Origin of the sequence: Mycolicibacterium novocastrense, from assembly GCF_001570485.1 — a bacterium.
GTDB classification, from domain to species: Bacteria; Actinomycetota; Actinomycetes; order Mycobacteriales; family Mycobacteriaceae; genus Mycobacterium; species Mycobacterium novocastrense.
Genome location: NZ_BCTA01000028.1, coordinates 233,938 through 254,685, shown reverse-complemented (window position 1 = coordinate 254,685; position 20,748 = coordinate 233,938). Strand labels below are relative to the sequence as shown.

General features: G+C 65.7%; 23 protein-coding genes and 1 tRNA gene. 6 read left to right on the top strand and 18 right to left on the bottom strand.

The features are described from left to right. Positions 1–15: 15 nt before the first annotated feature. Genes RMCN_RS11830 through RMCN_RS11805 form a run of 6 tightly spaced genes read right to left on the bottom strand, consistent with a single transcriptional unit; the run spans position 16 to position 4,139 of the window. A complete protein-coding gene (locus RMCN_RS11830; RefSeq protein WP_067389199.1) occupies positions 16–795 on the bottom strand; it encodes a 3'(2'),5'-bisphosphate nucleotidase CysQ in 780 nt (259 codons plus the stop codon). Positions 796–799: 4 nt separating this feature from the next. Next, complete coding sequence (locus RMCN_RS11825) at positions 800–1,633, bottom strand: Rv2133c family protein (protein WP_064416346.1); 834 nt, start codon at positions 1,631–1,633, stop codon at positions 800–802. Continuing rightward, on the bottom strand, positions 1,617–2,204 hold the full coding sequence (locus RMCN_RS11820; protein WP_064350016.1) for an Rv2134c family protein: 588 nt from the start codon (positions 2,202–2,204) through the stop codon (positions 1,617–1,619). The genes RMCN_RS11825 and RMCN_RS11820 overlap by 17 nt, the downstream gene beginning before the upstream one ends. A gap of 46 nt (positions 2,205–2,250) precedes the next feature. After that, complete coding sequence (locus RMCN_RS11815) at positions 2,251–2,955, bottom strand: histidine phosphatase family protein (RefSeq protein WP_064416347.1); 705 nt, start codon at positions 2,953–2,955, stop codon at positions 2,251–2,253. Beyond that, on the bottom strand, positions 2,952–3,782 hold the full coding sequence (locus RMCN_RS11810) for an undecaprenyl-diphosphate phosphatase (RefSeq protein WP_064404503.1): 831 nt from the start codon (positions 3,780–3,782) through the stop codon (positions 2,952–2,954). Before RMCN_RS11810 ends, RMCN_RS11815 begins: the two co-directional genes overlap by 4 nt. A gap of 45 nt (positions 3,783–3,827) precedes the next feature. After that, complete coding sequence (locus RMCN_RS11805; protein ID WP_067389197.1) at positions 3,828–4,139, bottom strand: hypothetical protein; 312 nt, start codon at positions 4,137–4,139, stop codon at positions 3,828–3,830. Between the two features lie 126 nt (positions 4,140–4,265). Between RMCN_RS11805 and RMCN_RS11800 the strand changes: the two genes are divergently transcribed. The 3 genes from RMCN_RS11800 to RMCN_RS11790 are packed head-to-tail and all read left to right on the top strand — an operon-like array spanning position 4,266 to position 6,635. Next, a complete protein-coding gene (locus RMCN_RS11800; RefSeq protein ID WP_067389505.1) occupies positions 4,266–5,303 on the top strand; it encodes a YncE family protein in 1,038 nt (345 codons plus the stop codon). Continuing rightward, on the top strand, positions 5,300–5,569 hold the full coding sequence (locus RMCN_RS11795) for a DUF5703 family protein (RefSeq protein ID WP_064350010.1): 270 nt from the start codon (positions 5,300–5,302) through the stop codon (positions 5,567–5,569). Before RMCN_RS11800 ends, RMCN_RS11795 begins: the two co-directional genes overlap by 4 nt. A gap of 4 nt (positions 5,570–5,573) precedes the next feature. Then, positions 5,574–6,635, top strand: a complete 1,062-nt coding sequence (locus tag RMCN_RS11790; RefSeq protein ID WP_067389195.1) for a quinone-dependent dihydroorotate dehydrogenase — start codon at positions 5,574–5,576, stop codon at positions 6,633–6,635. On the opposite strand, the gene RMCN_RS31845 is transcribed toward RMCN_RS11790, so the two are convergent. The 3 genes from RMCN_RS31845 to RMCN_RS11780 form a co-directional block, all read right to left on the bottom strand. Continuing rightward, positions 6,632–6,760: a hypothetical protein gene (locus RMCN_RS31845; RefSeq protein WP_263987669.1), complete on the bottom strand. Its 129-nt coding sequence runs from the start codon at positions 6,758–6,760 to the stop codon at positions 6,632–6,634. The two genes, RMCN_RS11790 and RMCN_RS31845, sit on opposite strands and share 4 nt — an antisense overlap. A gap of 104 nt (positions 6,761–6,864) precedes the next feature. Then, positions 6,865–7,395, bottom strand: a complete 531-nt coding sequence (locus tag RMCN_RS11785; protein ID WP_064350005.1) for a YbhB/YbcL family Raf kinase inhibitor-like protein — start codon at positions 7,393–7,395, stop codon at positions 6,865–6,867. A gap of 19 nt (positions 7,396–7,414) precedes the next feature. Beyond that, positions 7,415–8,758 carry a M20/M25/M40 family metallo-hydrolase gene (locus tag RMCN_RS11780; RefSeq protein WP_067389503.1) on the bottom strand — a complete coding sequence of 448 codons (1,344 nt, stop codon included), beginning with the start codon at positions 8,756–8,758 and terminating at the stop codon, positions 7,415–7,417. Positions 8,759–8,858: 100 nt separating this feature from the next. On the opposite strand from RMCN_RS11780, the gene RMCN_RS11775 reads away from it, so the two are divergent. Further along, a tRNA-Leu gene (locus RMCN_RS11775) sits at positions 8,859–8,944 on the top strand. Here the strand turns inward: RMCN_RS11775 and RMCN_RS11770 are convergent. The 4 genes from RMCN_RS11770 to RMCN_RS11755 form a co-directional block, all read right to left on the bottom strand. Further along, positions 8,926–10,572, bottom strand: coding sequence for a recombinase family protein (locus RMCN_RS11770; protein ID WP_011560558.1), 1,647 nt, complete (start codon positions 10,570–10,572; stop codon positions 8,926–8,928). The two genes, RMCN_RS11775 and RMCN_RS11770, sit on opposite strands and share 19 nt — an antisense overlap. 189 nt (positions 10,573–10,761) lie before the next feature. Further along, complete coding sequence (locus tag RMCN_RS11765; protein ID WP_011560559.1) at positions 10,762–12,261, bottom strand: replication initiator; 1,500 nt, start codon at positions 12,259–12,261, stop codon at positions 10,762–10,764. 4 nt (positions 12,262–12,265) lie between these two features. Then, a complete protein-coding gene (locus tag RMCN_RS11760) occupies positions 12,266–13,711 on the bottom strand; it encodes an FtsK/SpoIIIE domain-containing protein (RefSeq protein WP_017205322.1) in 1,446 nt (481 codons plus the stop codon). A gap of 92 nt (positions 13,712–13,803) precedes the next feature. Next, positions 13,804–14,148 carry an SCO3933 family regulatory protein gene (locus RMCN_RS11755; RefSeq protein WP_011560561.1) on the bottom strand — a complete coding sequence of 115 codons (345 nt, stop codon included), beginning with the start codon at positions 14,146–14,148 and terminating at the stop codon, positions 13,804–13,806. A gap of 253 nt (positions 14,149–14,401) precedes the next feature. Between RMCN_RS11755 and RMCN_RS11750 the strand changes: the two genes are divergently transcribed. Continuing rightward, positions 14,402–15,202, top strand: a complete 801-nt coding sequence (locus RMCN_RS11750; protein WP_011560562.1) for a hypothetical protein — start codon at positions 14,402–14,404, stop codon at positions 15,200–15,202. Between the two features lie 6 nt (positions 15,203–15,208). After that, entirely contained in the window at positions 15,209–15,676 is a 468-nt protein-coding gene (locus RMCN_RS11745) for an NUDIX hydrolase (RefSeq protein WP_005110618.1), read from the top strand. A gap of 8 nt (positions 15,677–15,684) precedes the next feature. On the opposite strand, the gene RMCN_RS11740 is transcribed toward RMCN_RS11745, so the two are convergent. The 5 genes from RMCN_RS11740 to RMCN_RS11720 all read right to left on the bottom strand — a co-directional run bounded on the left by RMCN_RS11740 (position 15,685) and on the right by RMCN_RS11720 (position 20,697). Further along, on the bottom strand, positions 15,685–16,221 hold the full coding sequence (locus tag RMCN_RS11740) for an HD domain-containing protein (protein ID WP_005110615.1): 537 nt from the start codon (positions 16,219–16,221) through the stop codon (positions 15,685–15,687). 349 nt (positions 16,222–16,570) lie between these two features. Further along, positions 16,571–16,813: a hypothetical protein gene (locus tag RMCN_RS11735; protein WP_005110614.1), complete on the bottom strand. Its 243-nt coding sequence runs from the start codon at positions 16,811–16,813 to the stop codon at positions 16,571–16,573. Further along, on the bottom strand, positions 16,810–18,585 hold the full coding sequence (locus RMCN_RS11730; protein ID WP_011768281.1) for a ThiF family adenylyltransferase: 1,776 nt from the start codon (positions 18,583–18,585) through the stop codon (positions 16,810–16,812). The genes RMCN_RS11735 and RMCN_RS11730 overlap by 4 nt, the downstream gene beginning before the upstream one ends. Then, entirely contained in the window at positions 18,582–19,595 is a 1,014-nt protein-coding gene (locus RMCN_RS11725) for an SMODS domain-containing nucleotidyltransferase (protein WP_005110610.1), read from the bottom strand. The genes RMCN_RS11730 and RMCN_RS11725 overlap by 4 nt, the downstream gene beginning before the upstream one ends. Then, positions 19,582–20,697, bottom strand: a complete 1,116-nt coding sequence (locus tag RMCN_RS11720) for a CBASS cGAMP-activated phospholipase (protein WP_011560565.1) — start codon at positions 20,695–20,697, stop codon at positions 19,582–19,584. Before RMCN_RS11720 ends, RMCN_RS11725 begins: the two co-directional genes overlap by 14 nt. Positions 20,698–20,748 lie beyond the last annotated feature (51 nt).

The window sequence follows — 20,748 nt, the reverse complement described above, 5'->3', positions numbered from 1 at the left end:
CCGTTTCATTCCCGCTCAGTCCCTCCAGCGGCTCCGATACGCCGACAGGATCTCCTTGAGCAGCACCTCGGCCAGCTCCGATCGGCACATCAGCAGGTCGGGCAGGTAGGGGTCGCGTCGGTTGTAGACCAGCTCCGAGCCGTCGATGCGCGACGCGTGCAGACCCGCGGCCTGCACCACTCCGGCCGGCGCCGCCGAATCCCACTCCCACTGGCCACCGGCGTGCAGATAGGCGTCTACGTCACCGCGCACTACCGCCATCGCCTTGGCGCCCGCGGACCCGATCCGCACCAGCTGGATGTCCAACCGATCGCGCAGCCACCACAGCACCGGCGGCGGCCGGTTGGCACTCGCCGTGATCAGGATGGGGCCGTCGCCGCGCGGTGGCGGCGGGGTGACGGTGTCGGTGCGGTAGACCTCGTTGCGAGCCGGCAGCGCGACGGCGGCGTCGGTGATGCGCCCGTTCGGGCCGCCGTCTCGTCGCCACAGCGCGATGTGCACCGCCCAATCCGTGCGTCGCGGCATGGAGTACTCGTGGGTGCCGTCGACCGGGTCGACGATCCACACCCGGTCCGCCTCGACGCGCGACAGATCGTCGACCGCCTCTTCGGAGAGCACCTTGTCCTCGGGCCGCGCGGCGCGAAGCCGATCGAGGATCAGCCGGTTGGCCAGCTTGTCGCCGGTGTCGCCGAGGCCGTACGGGTCGTAGAAACCAACTTCTTCGCGGACCTTCAGCAGCATCTCGCCCGCCTCGGCGGCCACCTCGGCGGCCAACGCCGCATCAGTCTGGGTCATCGCTTCAGAACGCCGGCCACGGAATCGGGCGGCGACGATCGGGTGAGGGCATCACCGGATCGGTCAGCAGCGCAACGGTTCTGGAGAGCAACGCGGCGATCTCGCGGCCGGTGATGAGGGTGCGCAGTTCGTCGGCCAACCCGTTTTGCAGCTGATCGCGCAGCGCCGCCACCGATTCCAGCGTCTGGTCGTCGACGGGTTTACCGGCCCAACCCCACAGCACGGTGCGCAGCTTGTCCTCGGTGTGCAGGGTCACCCCGTGGTCGACGCCGTACACCCGGCCGTCGACGCCCGACAGGATGTGCCCGCCCTTACGGTCGGCGTTGTTGACCAGCACGTCGAACACCGCCATCCGGCGCAACCGGTCGTCGTCGGCGTGCACCAGGGTGACCTCGTCGCCCGCATAGTCGTAGGCCTGAAGGATCGGTAGAAAGCCCGGCGGAATGCGGCCCGCCGGAAGCAGATCCACCAGATCCGGGCCCGCGGGTCGTTCGTCGTCGACCTCGTCGCCCGGCTGGTCCACCCACAGTTGCACCATGCCCTCACCGGCGGGTCCCTCGCGAATGATGGTGTAGGGCACCACATTCCAGCCCAACGCGGCCGACACCAGGTAGGCCCCGCGCTCACGGCCGGCCAGCGTGCCATCGGGGAAGTCCCACAGCGGCGCCTCGCCCGCGACCGGCTTGTAGACGCAATGCACTTGCTGTGTGCCGAGATTCGCCTCGCACAGGAAGGTTGCGTTGCTGGCCGATCGGATACGGCCGATGACGGTCAGTTCACCGCACCGCAGCACCTCTTCGCGGACCGCGTCGGCCCCGCCGTCAGATGTCGATGTCATCGTCGGACTCGGCGAAGGCGCCGCGCCGATAGCCGTTGGTGCGCACGCAGATGTGACCTTCGGGGTCCAGCGGTTCGTCGCACAGAGGACAGGGCGGGCGGCCTGCCGAGATGACCCGGTTGGAGCGCGTCGCGAACTCGCGAGCGGATTCCGGTGTGAGGAACACGCGTACCGCATCGGGGCCTTCCTCGGCATCGTCGAGCACCACGGACGCGTCGAATTCGGTCTCCGACACCGCGAGCAGTTCGACGACGACCGTCTGGGCTTCGGAGTCCCAGCCCAACCCCATCGTGCCCACCCGGAACTCGGCGTCGACCGGGGTGATCAGCGGGCTGAGATCCTCGACCTCACCGGTGTCGGGCGGGATCGGCGTTCCGAACCGGCGATTGATCTCCAGCAGCAGCGCGGCAATGCGTTCGGCGAGCACGGCGACCTGCTGCTTCTCCAGAACCACCGATACGACGCGCTTGTCGTGGACGGCCTGCAGGTAGAAGGTGCGGTTGCCGGGTTGGCCGACGGTCCCGGCCACGAATCGGTCGGGTGTGCGGAAGACGTGGATTGCGCGGGCCATGGCACTTTCCAAAATACCTGTTGGGGCTTGTCAGCCGTAATTGCGACTAGCCGGTGGACCCGCCGACGACGGCATCCTCCGGCGGCACCTCGCCGTCCTCGGAGTCGGTCTTGGTCGGTTTGGGCAACAGGCCGGACGTGAGTTGGTCGCCGGTGTGGTTGACGTGGATCACGAACGGCCGCACCGCCGTGTAGCGGATCACGCTCATCGACGCCGGGTCGGCGGTGATCCGCTGGAAGCTGTCGAGATGGGTCCCGAGCGCGTCGGCGACGATGGCTTTGATCACGTCGCCGTGAGTGCAGGCGACCCACAACACGTCGCCCTCGTGCTCCTCGGCGAGTCGACGGTCGTGCTCGCGCACCGCGGCCACCGCACGGGCCTGCACGTGGGCCAGCCCCTCCCCGTCGGGGAACACCGCGGCGCTGGGCTGCTGCTGCACCACCGCCCACAGCGGCTCCTTGACCAGGTCGCCGATCTTGCGCCCGGTCCAGGCCCCGTAGTCGACCTCCGAGATCCGGTCGTCGACGATCGGCGTCAGTCCCAGCGCGGCGGCCAGCGGTTCGACGGTTCGTTCGCACCGCAGCAGCGGCGAGCGCACGATCGCGCGGATCGGCAGTGCACCGATGCGGGTCGCCACCGCCTGCGCCTGTTCGCGCCCCTTGTCGTCGAGGTCGACGCCCTCGGATCGGCCCGCCAGTGTGTGCGCGGTGTTGGAGGTCGAGCGGCCGTGCCGCAACAGGATCACCGTCATGTCGCTGCCACCACACCCGTCCCCAGCAAGATCAGCACCACGGTCCCCAGCATGACGCGATATCCGACGAACCAGTACATGCTGTGTCGGACCAGGAACCGCAGGAACCAGGCCACCGCGGCGAAGCCGACGACGAACGCGATCACCGTCGCCACGAGCAGCTGCGGGCCGGTGGCGCTCATCCCCTCCCCGACGGGGTGGAATGCGTCGGGAAGTGAGAACAACCCGGAGGCGAACACCGCGGGGATGGCCAGCAGAAAACCGAACCGGGCGGCCAGCTCGCGGTTGAGGCCGAGAAAGAGTCCGGCGCTGATCGTCGCGCCGGACCGGGACACGCCGGGCAGCAGGGCCAGGCACTGCGCGAAGCCCACGATGATGCTGTCCTTCCACGTCAGCTGTTCGACGGTGCGTGCCTGGCGACCGAAGTACTCGGCGGCGGCGATGACGGCCGAGAACACGATCAGCGCGATCGCGATGGCCCACAGATTGCGTGCGCCGGTGCGGATCTGGTCTTTGAACAGCAGCCCGAGCACTGCGATCGGGATGGTCCCGACGATCACGTACCACCCCAGCCAGTAGTCGGCGTTGCGGTGGGCGGTGACGAACAAGCCGTTGAACCAGGCCTTGACGATGCGCCCGATGTCCTTGGCGAAGTAGAGCAGGACCGCGAATTCGGTGCCTAACTGGGTGACGGCGGTGAATGATGCCCCGGCATCGTCGGCGAAGAACACTCGTGACGTGATCGCCAGATGCCCCGAGGAGCTGACGGGCAGGAACTCGGTCAGCCCCTGCACGATCGCGAGAACGACGACCTGCACCCACGACATCGCCGGCACGTCGGTCACGACGAAGACCGTACCGTGGGCGCGGTGTCAGCGGCCGGTGCGTGCCACCGGCTCTGCGGATGCGACCAGATCGCGCACCGCCGCGCCCACGCTGCGCCGGTCGGTGAGGTCGATGTCGGTCAGCTTGCGGTTGGAGGTCGCGACCACGTCCTCTTCGTGCGGGACGGGGCCGGCCAGCCGCGGGCGGTAGATCTCGACGACGAGCATCTGGCGCTCGACGTGGAATGAGAAGCTGCGGCCGTCCCCCACCTGGCCGAACCCGCTGGCGTACAGGCCGGTGGTCATGTCCTCGATCACAAACTCCCGGGCGCCCAGTGCGCGGTCGGCGGCGAGGGTCATGATCGCACCATACCGTTGACGCAGCCGCTAATTGGGAGGGCACGGCCGGCGGGCGAAAGCCCACGCGTGGTCTGCCTAGACTGGCCGTTCAGTCGCTTCACCGTACGCACGACCGAGAGCTACCCCTTGCCGACCGTTGTAAACACATCGAAGCAGCCGGTTCGCCGGATCGTGGCCGCGCTGGCTATCTCGTCCGCATTTGCGCTGGTCAGCGGCTGCTCATCGGAGGGCTCCGACGCTCCGGCCACCATCGCGCCCGCGCAGGCCGCGGTGTCCCCGCCGGTCGCGGGCCGGCCGGACGGTGTGGTGCGGCCGTTGGTTGCGGACGCGAACGCGGCCGTCGTCGATACGGCGAGCGGCTCATTGGTGGTGCTGGCGGCGTTGCCAGTGGTCACGGTGCTTTCCCGCAACGGCGGAGACGCGGCGACGGTGCCGTTGTCCAGCCCCGCCACCGCGTTGACCGGCGATGGCGACGGCCATGTCTACGCGGCGACGCGCGGGGGTTACCACCGGATCGACCTGGCCGGCCGCACCGCCACCAAGATCGAGGTCGAGGGCCTGCCCGACACCGAGTTCACCGCGATCGCCCGGCGCGCGGACGGCCGGCTGGTGCTGGGCAGCGCCGACGGCGCCGTCTACACGTTGGGCTCGGACACCGCCGTCGCCGCCGAGCTGAAGATCTTCGCCCGCGTGGATGCTCTTGTCACACAAGGAAACACCACCGTCGTGCTCGACCGCGCCCAGACATCGGTGACGGCGCTCACCGAGAACGGTGAGGAACAGGCGCAGGCGCTGCGGGCGGGTGAGGGGGCGACGACGATGGTCGCCGACCCGGTCGGTCGCGTGCTGGTGGCCGATACCCGGGGCGAGGGACTGCTGGTCTTCGGCACCGACCCGCTGATCCTGCGTCAGCGGTATCCGGTGCGCGGTGCCCCCTACGGCCTTGCCGTGTCGTCGACGTTGGCCTGGGTGTCGCAGACAGCGGCGAACGAGGTCGTTGGCTACGATTTGGCCACCGGCATCCCCGTCGAGAAGGTGCGATATCGAACCGTGCAGCAACCGAACTCCCTGGCATTCGACGAATCCTCTGGCACGCTGTATGTGGTGTCCGGATCGGGAGCGGGTGTGCAGGTGATCGTCGACGCGGCGAAAGCGCACGCATGAGCGCACTTCACCGCGGACGGATGCCAGCGGCTTGGGAGGACGCCGTCAAGGCCGACCTTTCAGACGACTACGAATGGATTCCGCTGCGACTGCCGCCGGACGTGACGCGGATCAGCGCCTCGACGCGGTTGTCGATCGAGGCCGAATACCGCGGTTGGGAACTCACCCGCGTCAGGCTCTACACCGACGGTTCGCGACGGGTGTTGCTGCGCCGCAAGAAAACCGCGGCCAGTCGGATGGATGCCCCCGAGCAGCCCGCACAGTGATCCGATGATCTACCGCACACTGCGGCGGACGCTGTTTCTCGTTGCGCCCGAACGGATTCACACCTGGGTGTTCGCGGTTCTGCGAGCCGTCACCTATCCGCCGTGGACCAGGCGCGCGTTGAGACGGTGGTTGGGGCCCCGCGATCCGGTATTGGCGAGCACGGTCTTCGGCGTCCGCTTCCCGGGACCGCTGGGCCTGGCGGCGGGGTTCGACAAGAACGGCAGCGGACTGCACACCTGGGGCGCGCTCGGATTCGGGTACGCCGAGGTGGGCACCGTGACAGCGGAGGCCCAGCCCGGCAATCCGAAGCCGAGGATGTTCCGCCTGCCCGACGACCATGCGCTGTTGAACCGGATGGGCTTCAACAACCACGGTGCGGGTGAACTGGCGGTAAGGTTGGCGCGGCACCTGCCCGATGTCCCGATAGGGGTGAACATCGGCAAGACGAAGGTCACGCCACCGGAGGCGGCGGTGCAGGATTACGCGACATCGGCTCGCCTGTTGGGGCCACTCGCCGCGTTCGTGGTGGTCAACGTCAGCTCACCGAACACGCCGGGGCTGCGCGACCTGCAGGCGGTTTCGTCGTTGCGGCCGATCCTGACCGCCGTGCTCGCGGAGACCTCGACACCGGTGCTGGTGAAGATCGCACCGGACCTTTCCGACGAAGACGTCGACGAAATCGCCGATCTGGCAGTGGATCTCGGTCTGGCAGGCATCGTGGCCACCAATACGACGGTGTCGCGTGACGGCTTGGCCACCCCCGGCCTCGACGAACTGGGGCCGGGCGGGATCTCCGGGCGGCCGGTGGCCGGTCGTTCGGTCGAGGTGCTGCGCAGGCTCTATCGCCGCGTCGGGGACCGGCTGGTGCTGGTCAGTGTCGGCGGCATCGAAACCGCCGACGACGCGTGGGACCGGATCACCTCGGGCGCGTCACTGCTGCAGGGCTACACCGGGTTCGTGTACGGCGGCGGGCTGTGGGCCAAGGGCATCCACGATGGAATCGCCCGCCGCCTTCACGAGGGGGGCTTCGGCTCACTGGCCGAAGCGGTCGGTTCTGCGGCCTAACTGGCGCGCTTGCGCTTGCGGATGAACTCACCCGCCTCGGCGTCGCGCTGACGCTTCTCGGCGCGCCGCTCTTTGAGGGACCGTCCGGTCTTCTTCAGGTTCTTACCCGGTTTCTTGTCAGCCATTGTCGCTCCTTAAGCAGAAGTGGCAATCACTCACCCGCGACCATACGTCAGTTCCTCAGAAAAGCCAGTCACGCAGGAAATCGAAGCGCGCAGAGCCGATTTCGCTACTTCTGTTCGTAGGTCGCGTGAATCAGCGCCCGGGCGATCGCCTGCTGGAACAGGTTGAACCCGAGGTAAGCCGGAGTCGCGTCCTCGGGCAGGTCGAGCTTTTCGACGCCGACGGCGTGTACGGCGACGATGTAGCGGTGCGGGCCGTGTCCCGGCGGCGGGGCGGCGCCGATGAAGCGCTTGAGGCCGGCGTCGTTGCGCAGCGTGAGCGCATCGCCGGGCAGGCTGCTGCCGTCGCCGGCGCCGGCGGGCAGTTCGGTGACGGTGGCGGGCAGGTTGGCCACCGCCCAGTGCCAGAAACCGGACGCGGTCGGGGCGTCGGGGTCATAGACCGTGACCGCGAAGCTGCGGGTCTCCTCGGGGAAGCCCGACCACGTCAGGTGCGGCGACACGTCATTGCCCCCGGCGCCCATGATGCCGCTGACCTGGTCGTTACCCAGCGCGTCGCCGTCGTTGAAGGTGTTCGAGGACAGCTTGAACGAAGGTAGCTTCGGGAGGAACTCGTACGGGTTGTAGTCAAACGCCATGGCTCGTCCTTTCGTCGATTCAGCAGTGCAGCAGGAAGTGTTCGAGAACCTGGGTACCGAACGTCAACGCGTCAACGGGTACCCGTTCGTCGACGCCGTGGAACAACGCGGTGAAGTCGAGGTCGGGCGGCAACTGCAGCGGCGCGAACCCGAAGCATCGAATCCCCAACTGCGCGAACGCTTTTGCGTCCGTTCCGCCGGAAAGCATGTACGGCACGATGCGGGCGTCGGGGTCCACGGACAGGATCGCGCCGTTCATCGCATCGACCAGGTCGCCGTCGAAGGTGGTCTCGTAGGACGGCAGTTCGGTGACCCACTCCCGGGTGACGTTCGGGCCGATCAGCTCGTCGACCTCGCGTTCGAAGGCCGCCTGGCGCCCCGGCAGGATCCGGCAGTCCACCACCGCTTCGGCCGACGCCGGGATCACGTTGGCCTTGTAACCGGCCTTGAGCATGGTCGGATTGGCGGTGTCGCGCAGGGTGGCGCCGACCACGCGGGCGATCGGGCCCAGTTTGGCGATCGCGCCGGGCAGATCCGGCGAGTCGACGTCGAACGAATAGCCGGTCTCCTCGGTGACAGCCGCCAAGAACTGGCTGACCGCGTCGGTCATCACCAGCGGGAACTCGTGGCGGCCCAGCTTGGCCACCGCTTCGGCGACCGCGGTCACGGAGTTGCTGTCGTGGATCATCGAGCCGTGACCGGCGTGGCTGCGCGCGGTCAGCTTCATCCAGTTCATCGACTTCTCGGCCGTCTCGACCAGGTAGAGGCGTCGCTCCCCGCCGTCCTTGCGCGGCACGGTCAGCGAGAAGCCGCCGACCTCGCCGACCGCCTCGGTGACCCCGGCGAACAAGTCGGGCCGGTTCTTGACCAGCCAGTGTGAGCCGAACTTGCCGCCGGCCTCCTCGTCGGACAGGAACGCGAAGATCAGGTCGCGCGGCGGGGTGATGCCCGCGCGCTTGAAGTGCCGCGCGATCGCGATCATCATGCCGCACATGTCCTTCATGTCGACCGCGCCGCGGCCCCACACGTAGCCGTTCTCGACCGCTCCGGAGAACGGGTGCACGCTCCAGTCGGCGGCCTCGGCGGGCACCACGTCGAGGTGGCCGTGCAGCAGCAGCGAGCCGCGCGAGCTGTCGGCGCCCTCGAGCCGGGCGAACACGTTGCCTCGGCCCGGCGCGCCTGCCTCGACGTATTCGGTCGCATAGCCGACCTCTTCGAGCTGCTCGGCCACCCAGCGCGCGCACTCGGCCTCACCCTTGGTGGTGGCCGGGTCGCCGGTGTTGGACGTGTCGAACCGGATGAGCGTGCTGACGAGGTCGACGACCTCCGCTTCGGCGTTGACGGGACCAGTCACAGTGCTAATGGGTAGTGCTCCTCTCGTCCGCCACCATTCGTACCATTGACCTGCCAGCTGGGTTTGGGTCACGCCTCGGTGATCCGATAGCCTTAGCTGCCCACAACGAGTCCGAGTGGCGGAATGGCAGACGCGCTAGCTTGAGGTGCTAGTGCCCTATTAACGGGCGTGGGGGTTCAAGTCCCCCCTCGGACACATCCGGCGACACGACTCAGGTCGGCAGTCGCCGTGACTCGCCGAAGATGCGGGTCGTAGTCGAGACGCAGGCCCAAGCTTGCGTACACCTCGGCGCGCTCAGCTCCGGTTGCCGCGCCGAGGATGACCGACAGTCCGCCTAACTCCTTAACTAACTCACTGATCTCGGCGGCACACATGGCGCGGGGCCGCTCCACTCGCTCAACGCGTGCCCTCAGCTCGTCGCGCTCGGCGGTACGTTGACGCAACGCAGCAGTTAGATCCTCAACGGCCACGCCAGACTCCACGGCGGTGATCAAGGCAGCCACTTTGGCATTCGCCTCGCTCAGCTGGCGCTGCAAGGCGGCGTAGCCAGGTCCGGCCGCCGGGTCCACGTCTTGCCCGCGTGCGAGGTCTTCTGGATCGGCCAGAGTGGCGATCCATTCGTCGAGTCGCGCTGTCACTGCGTCTTCGCGGAGATAGACGGTGCGCGGATGATCACTCAGGTCCACAGGTACAGAACGTGACTTGCCGAACTCACAACGGTAGAGGATCCGCGTTGTTTGCTTCCCCGGCCGGGCGGCGCCCTGCATTCGCCGTCCACATGCGGCGCAGAACAGCAGCCCACGCAGCGCATACGGCACTGTCGATTCTCTGCTGCACACGCGACCGGGACCACGCCGCGCCTGCATCCGGAGACGAACAGCCTGCGCCAGCTCATCAGGGATCAGCTCTTCGTGCGTGCGTCGATCGGGTGCGATCCAGTCGGCCCGATCGCGCCACCGCATGCGAGTCTCATATCCCGCGGCGACATCATCGGGGTTCAAAAGGACCTCATACTTCTCCTGCTTGCCCCAGACACGGATACCGCGGTACGCAGGGTTGTCGAGAATGGCGCGGATCGCCGAATGGGACCATCCACGTGGGTCACGATGCCGGTTCCGTGCCGGGTCGTATTGGCTCGGTGATGGCACTCCATCGTCGGTGAGCTGCTGTGCGATGAAGCGCAAGCCAGCACCATCGGCATACATGCGATAGATCCGCTCGACGGTCGGGGCGGTCTCGGGGTCAGGCTCCAGGCGGTGAAGACGCTGCCCAAGACTTGCCTTGGCGGGGTTTGGGTGCGGGCCGGCATCGACGAGTTGATAACCGTACGGTGGGCGACCGCCGAGGTATCTGGTTGTGTCCTGCGCGAGTGCCGACATCGCGGTACGCACGCGCATCTGGATTCGCGCACGTTCTCCCTTGCTCATTCCGCCAAAGAGCGTCATCACGAGGTCGTGTGCCTCGGATCCGGGATCAACCGCTCCGCCAACTTCAGGCACCCATAGGCCGACCCCGTAGTGCGTGAGCACCGGGAAGGTGAGCGCAAATTGCGGTCCGTAGAACGCGCGAGCAGGTTCCCCGATCACGACGGCATCGAAGCCACGGCCACGAGAAGTGACATCTGCGAGCAGACGTGAAGCCTCCGGCCTGCGTTTCCAGGGAAGCGACCGGCTCTGGCCTATATCGAAGTAGTCGGCGGCGAGGACGCCGCCATGCGGACTGATCAGATCGATGGCACGACGTTTCTGCCAGCTGCGGCTCGCCTCCGGATCTTGGGCGTCCTCGGTACTCACTCGGCCATAGAAGGCGAACCTGAGGCTCATGCCACTCCCCTCCCTGATCTAGGCGTCCGGTCCCGCATAGCCAGTATGACGTTTACCAGCGCGCGGTTGGCCTCGCGCGGGAGCCGATACCGGTTCGGCAGGTCAATTTCAACACCTCCCTCTGACATGTTCGGAGCATCGACTCGAACGTCACACTCGGAGCGAGCATGTGTCGTAGTCGGGCATCTTTCAGCCATCGCTTGCCCCTAGCGGATCCCATTGTTCGTTGTGGGCTTGGCGACGTGCTTCTACCAGTCCGATGAGGCGGGAGTGGATGCGTTGGAGGGCCGCGGAATAGACGAGACTGCGATCGCCGAGGCTGCCGAGGCCGGCACGTTCGAACTCCCACGCCACCAGATCATCGCGACCGGCGAAGTCACAGTTGGGATCGTATTGGTATGCAGTGCTTTTCAAGCGTTCTTCACGCGTCCAAATGGCGCGCTGTTCGCGCAGCACGGTCATGGTAGTGGAATAACGGCGGGATTTGCTGGTGATGTGGCCGCGGAATCCGAGGGTGTGCAACCACCGCCCGATGCCGGACAGTCCTTTGTCCGCGAGATCGCTGATGGTGGTCAGGATGGTCCGCACATGCTCTGACACGTCCAGGTCGGGTATGGCTTCCGTAGATAGGCGGCGCGCGCTGATTCCGAGGTCTACCAAGGATTTGGTGACATACTTGGCGAGATAGCGTGCCACCAGCCGGCCAGACATGGACCGTCCTGAGCCTGACCCTGGTTCTGGTTCTGGTTCTGGTGGAGCACTTTTCACTGGTTTTGCGGATGCGGCGAGGGGTTGGGTGTCGATCTGTGTGCCGAAACGCATCGTCCGCGCATCGGTATCAGCGGTCGGATCGTCGATGGTGAGCGTGACGGTGCGGGCGGCGTGTTGGATGATGGTGGCGAGTTCGACTGCACCGATGGGTGATTCCCAATCGGTCTGATCGGGGTCGTCTTGGGGGTCCAGGCGGATCAGGGCGTGGATGTGTGGGATGGCGCGGGCTTGCAGTTCGACGATTTTGATGAAGCTCACCCGCACCGCATCCGGATCCACACCGGTGGCTTTCAGTTCTTTGCGGAGGGTGCGCCGCATGGTGATGGTGAAGCGTCGCCACAGTTCGGGAAGATGCCAGGCGAACAGGACATGCCCGGCATAGTCGTAGCACTCCGGACAGAGCGGCTGACCGACCCGCTCGTCGCCATGATCATGGGACATGCTGCACCACAATTGTTTTCCATGCGGGCAGCGGCGGTAGCCGCCGATCCGGTGCTGGTCTCGGCATACCTGCGCTTTCTTGTCCCCCGACGTCGTGGCGGTGTGGACGGCCCCGAAGCTGGGGGCAGTCAGGGTGAGGAAAACTTGCGGATGATCGCCCACCGCGGTGGGCATGCCGTGGTGGCCTCCCGCAGCGCCGGCGTGCACGAGTTGCCAGGTGTCGCGGGCGTAGAGATCTGAACACGACGGGCAAATGTGGGCGCGACGGTTGTTGCACCGCGTCCACACCACCCGCTGACGCCCGTACTCATCGGTACCGATCAGCTGGATGGGGTGAGCGCAGAATCCGACGGATTCTGCTCGTCGCCACCAGGATTGGTATCCCATCGACGCGGCCCGGCGCACCATCTGCTCGACCACTCGGGTGGTATCAACTGTATCCGGAACACCCGGCAGGGCAAGCTGCGCCGATGTCATGGAGCTATTCACCGCTGCCCTCACCCACGGTGTGCCCGGTATCGGTGTTGTGTGGCTGGTGGGTCTTGTTCGGTCGGCTCGGGGGTCGGCGGAACCGAGTGGCCAGCGCGGTGATGTCGTGGTCGGTGACGTGGAAGGCCCGCACCCGCTGGGCGTAGGCGGTGCCGTCAACCATCATGTAGCCAACACCCGGTGTCGCGTCGGGGATGCGGTCACATTCGGCGCCGGCATCGCGTGCTCCCTGTCCCAGGACCATAGTGGTTTGGGTGGCTTCAGTCAGGCGCAACCCGATCCGCACCGTGAACAGCTGCCTTAACGGCAGGGTGTCTTTGGCGGGGTCTTGCACCGCGGCGACGACGCTGATGCCGACTGCGCGGCCTTGCGAGAGCAGGAGGCCCAGGAGTTGTTCGATTTCGGTGCGGACCTTGCGGTCGGTCACATACGCACTCAGTGCTGCGATTTCATCGATCACTACCACGAACAACGGCTCCGACGTCGTGGGAGTGTGTAGTCGGGTGTGGCCGCGCAGACGATTCGCCCGGGCGTGCATCACCGTGACGAGCTGGCGTAGCAGCTCCAGGGTGGTGTCGGTGGCGTCGTGGGTGAACACGGTGAACAGGGGTGCTCCGGCACCGAGTTCCATGCCACCTTTGGGGTCGATGACACATAACCGCACCAGTCCGGTCTTCACCGCGGGGGCGATGCCGGCGATCAACGACCACAGCACTGAGCCTTTACCTGCGCCGGTTGCCCCGGCGATCAGCACATGGTGACCGAGCAGCGGCACTTGCCACCAATGCCGCGTTTCGGTGATCCCGACCCGCACCAGCGCCAGGTCCACCGGGGTTGCCGGGGCGGGCATGGGCAGGACGATCGGTTCAGCGAGCACGTCTGCCCGCATTAAAGTGATGCGCAGTTCGCCAGGCGAGGTGGCGGTGATGCTGATGCGGTCGGCGCGCCACGCGGCGGCCAGCGCGTCGGACTGTTTATGCCAATCTGCCACGGACTGGCCGGTGACGATGCGCACCGCCAGCACATCGGTGGTTTTACCGATTGTCACCGTGCGCAGGGTGGGAGTGAGGGTGCGGCCGCCGAGTGTGGCCGTCAGGCCGTGCAAGGTGCAGGTCGATTCCCAGGTGCGGGTGTAGCGCGACCACGTGAGCCAGCGCCGCCGTACCGGTTCGGTCACCCAGGCGCGAAATGACCCCGGTTGGAGCCAGGCCCAGCCCGCATACCCGGCACTGCACACGATCGCGCAGATCAGGCCCACGCGTGGGCCGTGGCTGATGGCAAGCACGAGGCTGGCGATGATGGGCACGTTGATCGCCGGGAACAGCACCGCCCACCAGAGCACATACCCGGCTGCGGTGAACAGCGACATGACCAGTTCTCCGAACCAGTCGTCATCGCCTGATCCACTGTTGGTGGTGTTCTTATTGTTCGATGTCATGAGAGATGCCCTCCGTGAGCGTGTGGTCAACAGCAATGCCCGGGGTGGCGGGGTGCGGTGATCGGTTCACCGCACCCCACACCCGCTTGGGGTTACTTCTGCGGGCGTGTCTGCTCACTCGGCGCAGCACCACTGGCGGTGGCGGGGGTGAGGGCATCAGCGCGGAACGCCACCCCGCTGCGATCACCTTGGGCCCACGGGATGGCCACCAGACCAACCACCGAAATAGACTGCGTGACTGTAACTTTGGGGTCTCCTGCCACGGTGACATTGAGTACTTCGCCGCCGGAGTCATCCAGCGCGAGGACCTGGGTGGCGTACATCGGCATCCCGGTGGCGGTGTCGACTTTCGGGGCGCCGGTTTCGAAGTTCAGCCGTGGCTCCGGAGCGCGGGTGACGATAAAACGAGTTCCAGACGTATCGATTCTCAAACGCATTGTCCTACTAGTCCTTTCGTGAGATGTTGACGCCGGTCCGGCGCTGGATTCAGTTCACGTGGACATCACGGACGTTGCGAGAGACATGTGCCGACATTTCCGACACATCCACGGGCATTTCGGACACGGCCGGACATACCCACGGACATCACACCGACACTATCGCCGCAGGGTGGCGGCAATCGCATGGCAAACTAGACACCACGCGCTGAAGGATGGATACGGACGACACGGGAAGATGTGCGCTGACACGATGGACGAGCAGGACGGCACCGAGGCCGCCATCACTCCCAACGATCGCCTCGCGCAGCGGCTACAGGCCAAAGGTCTGTCCTCGCAGCGGTTCGCCACCGCGGTGGGTGTCGATATCAAGTCGGTGCGACGCTGGCTGGCCGATAGCGACTACAGAATTCGCGAACACAACGCCCGCAGCGCCAGCGAGGTGCTCGACTGCACTCCGCATGACCTGTGGCCCAAGCAGTACCCGGCCGCTACCCCCCGTGCAGTGACAACAGCGTCTGCGGGTGGGCCATTCACCGCGACCCTGTATGCCAGCCGTACTCAGCTGCCGATCACGACGTGGCAGCAGCATTTCGCCGACGCCACCACCGGCATCGACATCCTCGTGCTCGCGGCCACGTTCCTGTTCGACACCCTCGACGGATTCCTCGACACCCTGCTCGCCGCCGCCGCCCGCGGTGTGTCGGTGCGGTTTCTCGTCGGGGATCCCGACACTGCGACCACGATCTTGCGCGGTGAGGAGGAAGGGATCGGCGAGGCTGTCATCGCCCGCTGCCGCACGTCGGTGGAGTTGCTCGCCCCTCACGCTTGTACCCCGGGGCTGGACATTCGCACCCACGACACCGCGCTCTACACGTCGATCTTTCGGGTCGATGACGCCATGATTGTCAACTTCCACATCTACGGCTCACCCGGGCGCAACAACCCTGTGCTGGTTCTGTCACGTCACCATGAGCCAAGGCTCTGGACCACCCTCGAAGACGCTTTCACCCAGGTCTGGAACCGCGCCAGACCGCTGACCGCGAAAGGCTGACCCCCGATGCGCACCGACTACTACAATGACCCCAACGCCCCGGCGCCCAACAGTGTCGTTCCGTCCGCCTCGGCCATCGTCACCGACGAACAAGGTCGTATTCTGCTGATCAAACGCCGCGACAACACCCTGTGGGCGTTACCCGGCGGCGGACACGACATCGGCGAAACCATCGCCGACACCGCCGTGCGGGAAGTCAAAGAAGAAACCGGGCTCGACGTCGAAGTCACGGGTCTGGTCGGTGTCTACACCAACCCCCACCACGTGGTCGCGTTCACCGATGGCGAAGTGCGCCAACAATTCTCGCTACTGTTCGCCACCACGGTGCTCGGCGGGACCCTCGCCATCGACCACGAAAGCACCGACATCGCCTGGACTGCCCCCGACGACATCGCTGGCCTGGATATGCATCCGTCGATGCGACTGCGCGTCGAGCACTACCTGCAACGCCGCGACAGCCCCTACCTCGGCTGACCGCTGGGCTACAGCCAGTCGCGTACTCGCCGGACCGCCGCCAACAATTCGTCGCGGCCCGCGTCGACCGCCCGGTGCACCGGGTCCTCGGATCCATAACGCGCCAACACGTCGCGTAGTCGATCTCGCGGTGATATCGGCGCCCCGTCAGGTCCAGTCGTCAGATCGCAAAAAGTCAACGCATCAAGGACATTGCTGGGCGGATCGCTGAACGCGGACAAACCCGACAAGCCCCGCTCGGCAGCCTCCGCGTGCGCTCCGGTATGAAAGGCCACCAAGGAAGCGACCAGCTCCCCGAAACCCGCCGATCGCACGAACTCCGCTCCATCAAGGGGATGAAAACCGGTCCGGCGCACCGACGGTGCGTAACCGATATCGTGCAACCACCCCGCCGCGACCAGACAGTCCGCCGTTTGAGCATCGAAACGCCGGCTCAACCGCTCGGCAGTCGTCGCGACCCCCCGGACATGCGCCAACCGCCGCGGCTGCTCAGCCAGCCGCGCCTCGGCCTCGCGCCGTGCACGCTGCGCCAAAACTACGCTCACAACCGCCAGCCTACGAGCCCCAGCACCATGCCGCAGCCCCGTCGCGGCTGATGGCGCAGATCCTGGACACCCGCGACCCGCAGGAACCGGCGGCCACCAGCAGGCTTCGCTACGCTCGCTCTGCTCCCGTCCGCTGGCGCTCCCGTCCGCGCCGCTCCCTGCGCTCCGCCCTCCGTCCGCCGCCACGCATGCATGCACCCACGACCGGCGCCGGAACTAAGTCGCAGGCCACAGCGCTGGCATCACGACGAGGCGCAGCTGCCCTCGCTGCTCGCCGCATCGAGACGCCGCGAGCGGCAGGCCGGACCAATAGCCTGACCGTCGCTGACCTGCGATGTGAGAACTTTCTTTACTGGTATCGAGACACCTGCTCGATACAGCGGCGAAGGCGTACCGCCGCTAACAGGAAGAAGTGCAGGTCACGTTCAAGAGTTTGGAGTTCCACGTGGTCGGCGTGCCGCTTGTTGAAGCGTCGGTCGATGCGTCCTGATTGGAGCGCCACGGCGTTGATCCAGTTGGTTGCCTCGGTGCGAAGACGCTCGACAATGACGCCCTCTGATGGGGCATTGCGTTGACGTTCCGTTGCCCTCATTCTGTCCCTGCTGTGTGATCCATGGGGTGCGTTACACCGGGGAGGAAGTGGTGTCGGGGGCCGCTGGCCGCGTGCGGCAGAGCGATGAGGTGTGTGCCCGAAACCGCGGAGTCCGGTTGTTGGAGGTGGCTTCCGATCAGGTTGACGAGTGTGGCTGCGACCGCTACGAGGTCGGCTGCCGAGCCGTGGAATGTGGGGACCGAGCAGCCCCTGGTTGGTATAAGTTCGTCATCGCTGGGTTCTTGCCACAGCGTGTGGTAGAGCTCAAGTCCGCTGTCGCCCTGGATTGTTCGGCCAGCGTCTTGATCGATGCTGGAAACTGTCGCTGTTGCGCTTGCGGCGCACAGCACGGCTAGGCCGAGCGTGCCAGAGCGAGCGTCTGTGGCGACCTGAGCGATCAATGCCTTTCGCGTCGGCGCAGTTGCCAACGCATCGAGACAGCTCGTGATGCCGTTGTTCACTGTGGCGTCGATGATGAGATCCGCTGCCAGGCATGACGTGTGGTCTTCTGGGAGGTGCCCTTCTGCGACGGTGACCGTCAGGTCATCACGGATCGCGCGGAGCCGTCCAGCGAGTGCCTCGGCTTTGGAACGGCCAATGTCGTCTTCGACGTAGTTTTGTCGGACGAGCAAGCCGCCGGTGACGATGCCAGGGTCGCACACGGTGATCTCCGATGCTCCTGCGCGAGCGATGAATTCGGCGATCCATGATCCGAGCCCGCCGCAGCCCCAGATGTGGACAGTCTTTCGTTGAAATCCGTTCACGGGGCGGCCGTCGTCGCGGCGGGTTGTCACTTCGGGTCGTTCGTCGGACATCCTGCACCACTCAATCGGGATTTCAGTGTTGATCTTCGCGGGGTCGAGAACAACCCCCACACCCCGTTGCTGCGCGACCTCGCGGAGCGCATTCGCCGTTGGGGTGGGGAGCCGTCCGCCCAAGAGGTGGGGTGGGCCTCCAGCGGGGTGCGGCACGGCGAGGACGAAGTATTGCTCGGCGTCGTGGTGATTTCGTAACGCACTCGCCAGGAGGGCGGTGAGGAACGCCGGCGATTGCGGTGCGATCCGGGGAGCCCGTCCTTCGAGGCGGTCAAGGTAGGGGTCGTCCAGGAGAGCAAGCAGTAGCGCGAATGTGGATGCGGCACCGAACGGCAGCGCGGTGGCCAGGGTAATTACCGGTACGCGATGCCCGGCAGCTCCAGGCGAGTACGTCAGGTCGTATCGGTGCGTTGACCGGGCGATCAGGTGAGCCGTTTGGTGGCGCTTCGCCGGTCCGGGTTCTCGGGTAACGATCGTCGGTGTGTCATGTGCCTGATGCGGCACTCCGCCAACAGCGTGGTACATGGCGGTGGCGGCGTCGAAGTTTCCGGCGGCCGCGTCGACGAGCCAGTCCCAAAGGCGGGTGAGTAGGCCGGCCACACCAAGCGTCGGCTGCCATTCCCGTGAAGGATCCAAATAGATGCATAGTCGTTGACCCGCGAGCACATGGGGGTAGCCGAGAAACCGAGTGTGATCAACGTCGATAGCCGGTAGCGAGTACGAAGAGGGGCGAAGCTGAAGGATGAACTCCTCGGTCTCTTGAAGTTGCAGGCCACCCGGATGATGCGGGATGGCGGCCGTGCGTAGCGAGATGCGGAGCGACGCCTCGCCGCTAGCGTCGAGCGTGGGTCTTCCTCGGACCTGGATTTCGTTGGGACGTTGTTGCGCTAGCGCTTTGAGTTCGGCGAGGAGATGCTTCTGCCAGCCCGTCAGCGTGGGCTGGTGGCGTCTGGTCACCCTGCCCGACCAGAGCGCCCCACTGTTGAGTCCGCGGCAGAGGTGGCTGCTGGAAACTTCGCGCTAGCGGTTGTTGTGGCCGGCGCCTTGAATCCGTCGCCGAAGATGTTCTGCCACAGCTGGACACTGCGGTCTTTGTCTTTCTCCTCGTAGGCCGCTTCGATGTCGGCGGCATGCACGTGGATTCGGTCACGGAAGTAGCTGTAGGTCGCCTGAGCGCTCTCGGGGTCTGGTCCCCACCGGTGGTCGAACGTCACGCCGGAACCGGACGGGTCGGCGATGGAGGGCTTGATCGGGTTCGCTTGCAACCAGGTGTCGAGGTCTTGCACGACATGAAGAAGAGTTGTGGGGACGTTGCTGTAGTAACTCGGGTCCAGGAGCTTGCGCAAGTCTGTTACCTGCTCCCCCAGCATGGTGGTCAGCAGGACTGAACGTGTGCCGGTGAACGAATTCTTGTGATCACGAAGGTATTTCATGAGTCTGATCACTTTGCGTAAGTTCCCGCTGGCGATAGAGTCCTGTTTCTTCATCCAATCGGTGAAACCCTGCGGGTTCGTCAGCTCCCACTCGTTGTCGTCGCGGTTGACGATGACCTCTCGACCGTCGGCCAGGTTGAGGTGAGGGACGATGTCGACGTGCATGGAGTTGGCGTAGACGAGCCGCGCGCAGCGGCACTTACGTGAGTGCGGCATGGTGCCGTAGGTGCTGTGCCGATGCAGGGCTGCGTAGACCTCATCGATGTAGGTCTTGGGGTTGTCGGCCCAGTCCGGGTTCTGGCTCATGTCGAGCATGAAGTCGGCGTCGAACTCGTTGTCACCGACGGGGTTGATGATCGTGCGGTGTGCCCAGGAGCCTTGCGGCGTCTTGCCGGTGATCAGCGCACCGATTTCGACGTCGGCTTTGAGTGCCTTGTAGATGGCTTCGACGCGCTGGTTGAGTAGGTCCAGTTTGAACTGGCTGAGATTGACCGTGTCTTTCAGCAAGACGTTGAAGTGGTCAGCGAGTTGCATTGGGGGCCTCCGTGTGTGAAATGCTGCCCGGATCGTCGCGGTGTCGGCGTCCGTTCACCGGTGTGTATGCGGGCGCCTGGTGGTCAGCGAATTTCGCGGTGTAGCTAGGGCTGAGTTCTCGGCTGACTGAGGCAGCGAGGCCGGCCACGTCCTTTGGGTCCGCCGAGTCCAGTGCGTAGAGGCCGCCGGGCACTAGAGCGTCGAAGCGCGTGTAGTTGGATTTGCCGATCAAGTGTTCGGCGAGGCCCTGTCCGCCACGGCTGCTGGCGTTAAGGATCAGCGGGGCAATCGGTCTTGCCCAGTGTAAGAGTCCGCCGCGGTCCAAGCGCTTGGGGTGATCGGTCAGCTGATCAATGGTGCCGACGTTGAGGACGGTAATCGCGTCGAGAGGAACACCGAGCATGCTGACGGCCTCGGCGATCGCGACGACAGCCGGGTTGTTGGCCCATACTCCGCCGTCAATGAGCCTGTGTCCGTCGACGTACGCCGCGGGGAAGTACAGCGGCGCCGCCGAGGTCGCCAGTGCAACGTCCACCATCGGTATGCGCCAGTCGCGGGTCAGCCGTGTGTGGTGCGGAGTCTTGAAGATGTGCACGGCCCCGCGTTGTACATCCCACGCGGGAATGACGAGTCGCTTCGTGCTGTCGCCAAGGAGTCGGGCTCCGAGGACGCCGGTCAACGCTTGCCGCAGCGCCTCTGCGTCATAGATGGGCGATCTCAGCTGCCGTGGTCGGCGCCATCCTCGCCGCCTCGACGCCGGAAAGACTTTCTCGACCAGTTCTTCGTAGTGGGAGACAATCTCCTTCGGCGTGAGGCCCGCACCGAGACCCAGTGCGACGATGCCGCCCGCCGACGTGCCAGCAATGAGGTCGAAGGAATCGGTGATCCTAACGCCCAGATCCTGCTCCAGACGTGCAAGCACATGCGCAGTGAACAACGCCTTGGCGCCCCCTCCATCGAGAGCGAGGACCTGGAAGCGCTCGGGGCGCGGGCCAGCCGCCTCGCGCTCGGCTGCTGGATAGACCTGCGCGGCGAATTCGCCAGGTCCCGGCGAGGACGTACCATTATCAAGGTTGGCAGGCGTCGCGGGAACTACATCCATGTAACTAGACTACGCCGCTCCGCCGACAACGACCTAGCCGTTATTGCCACC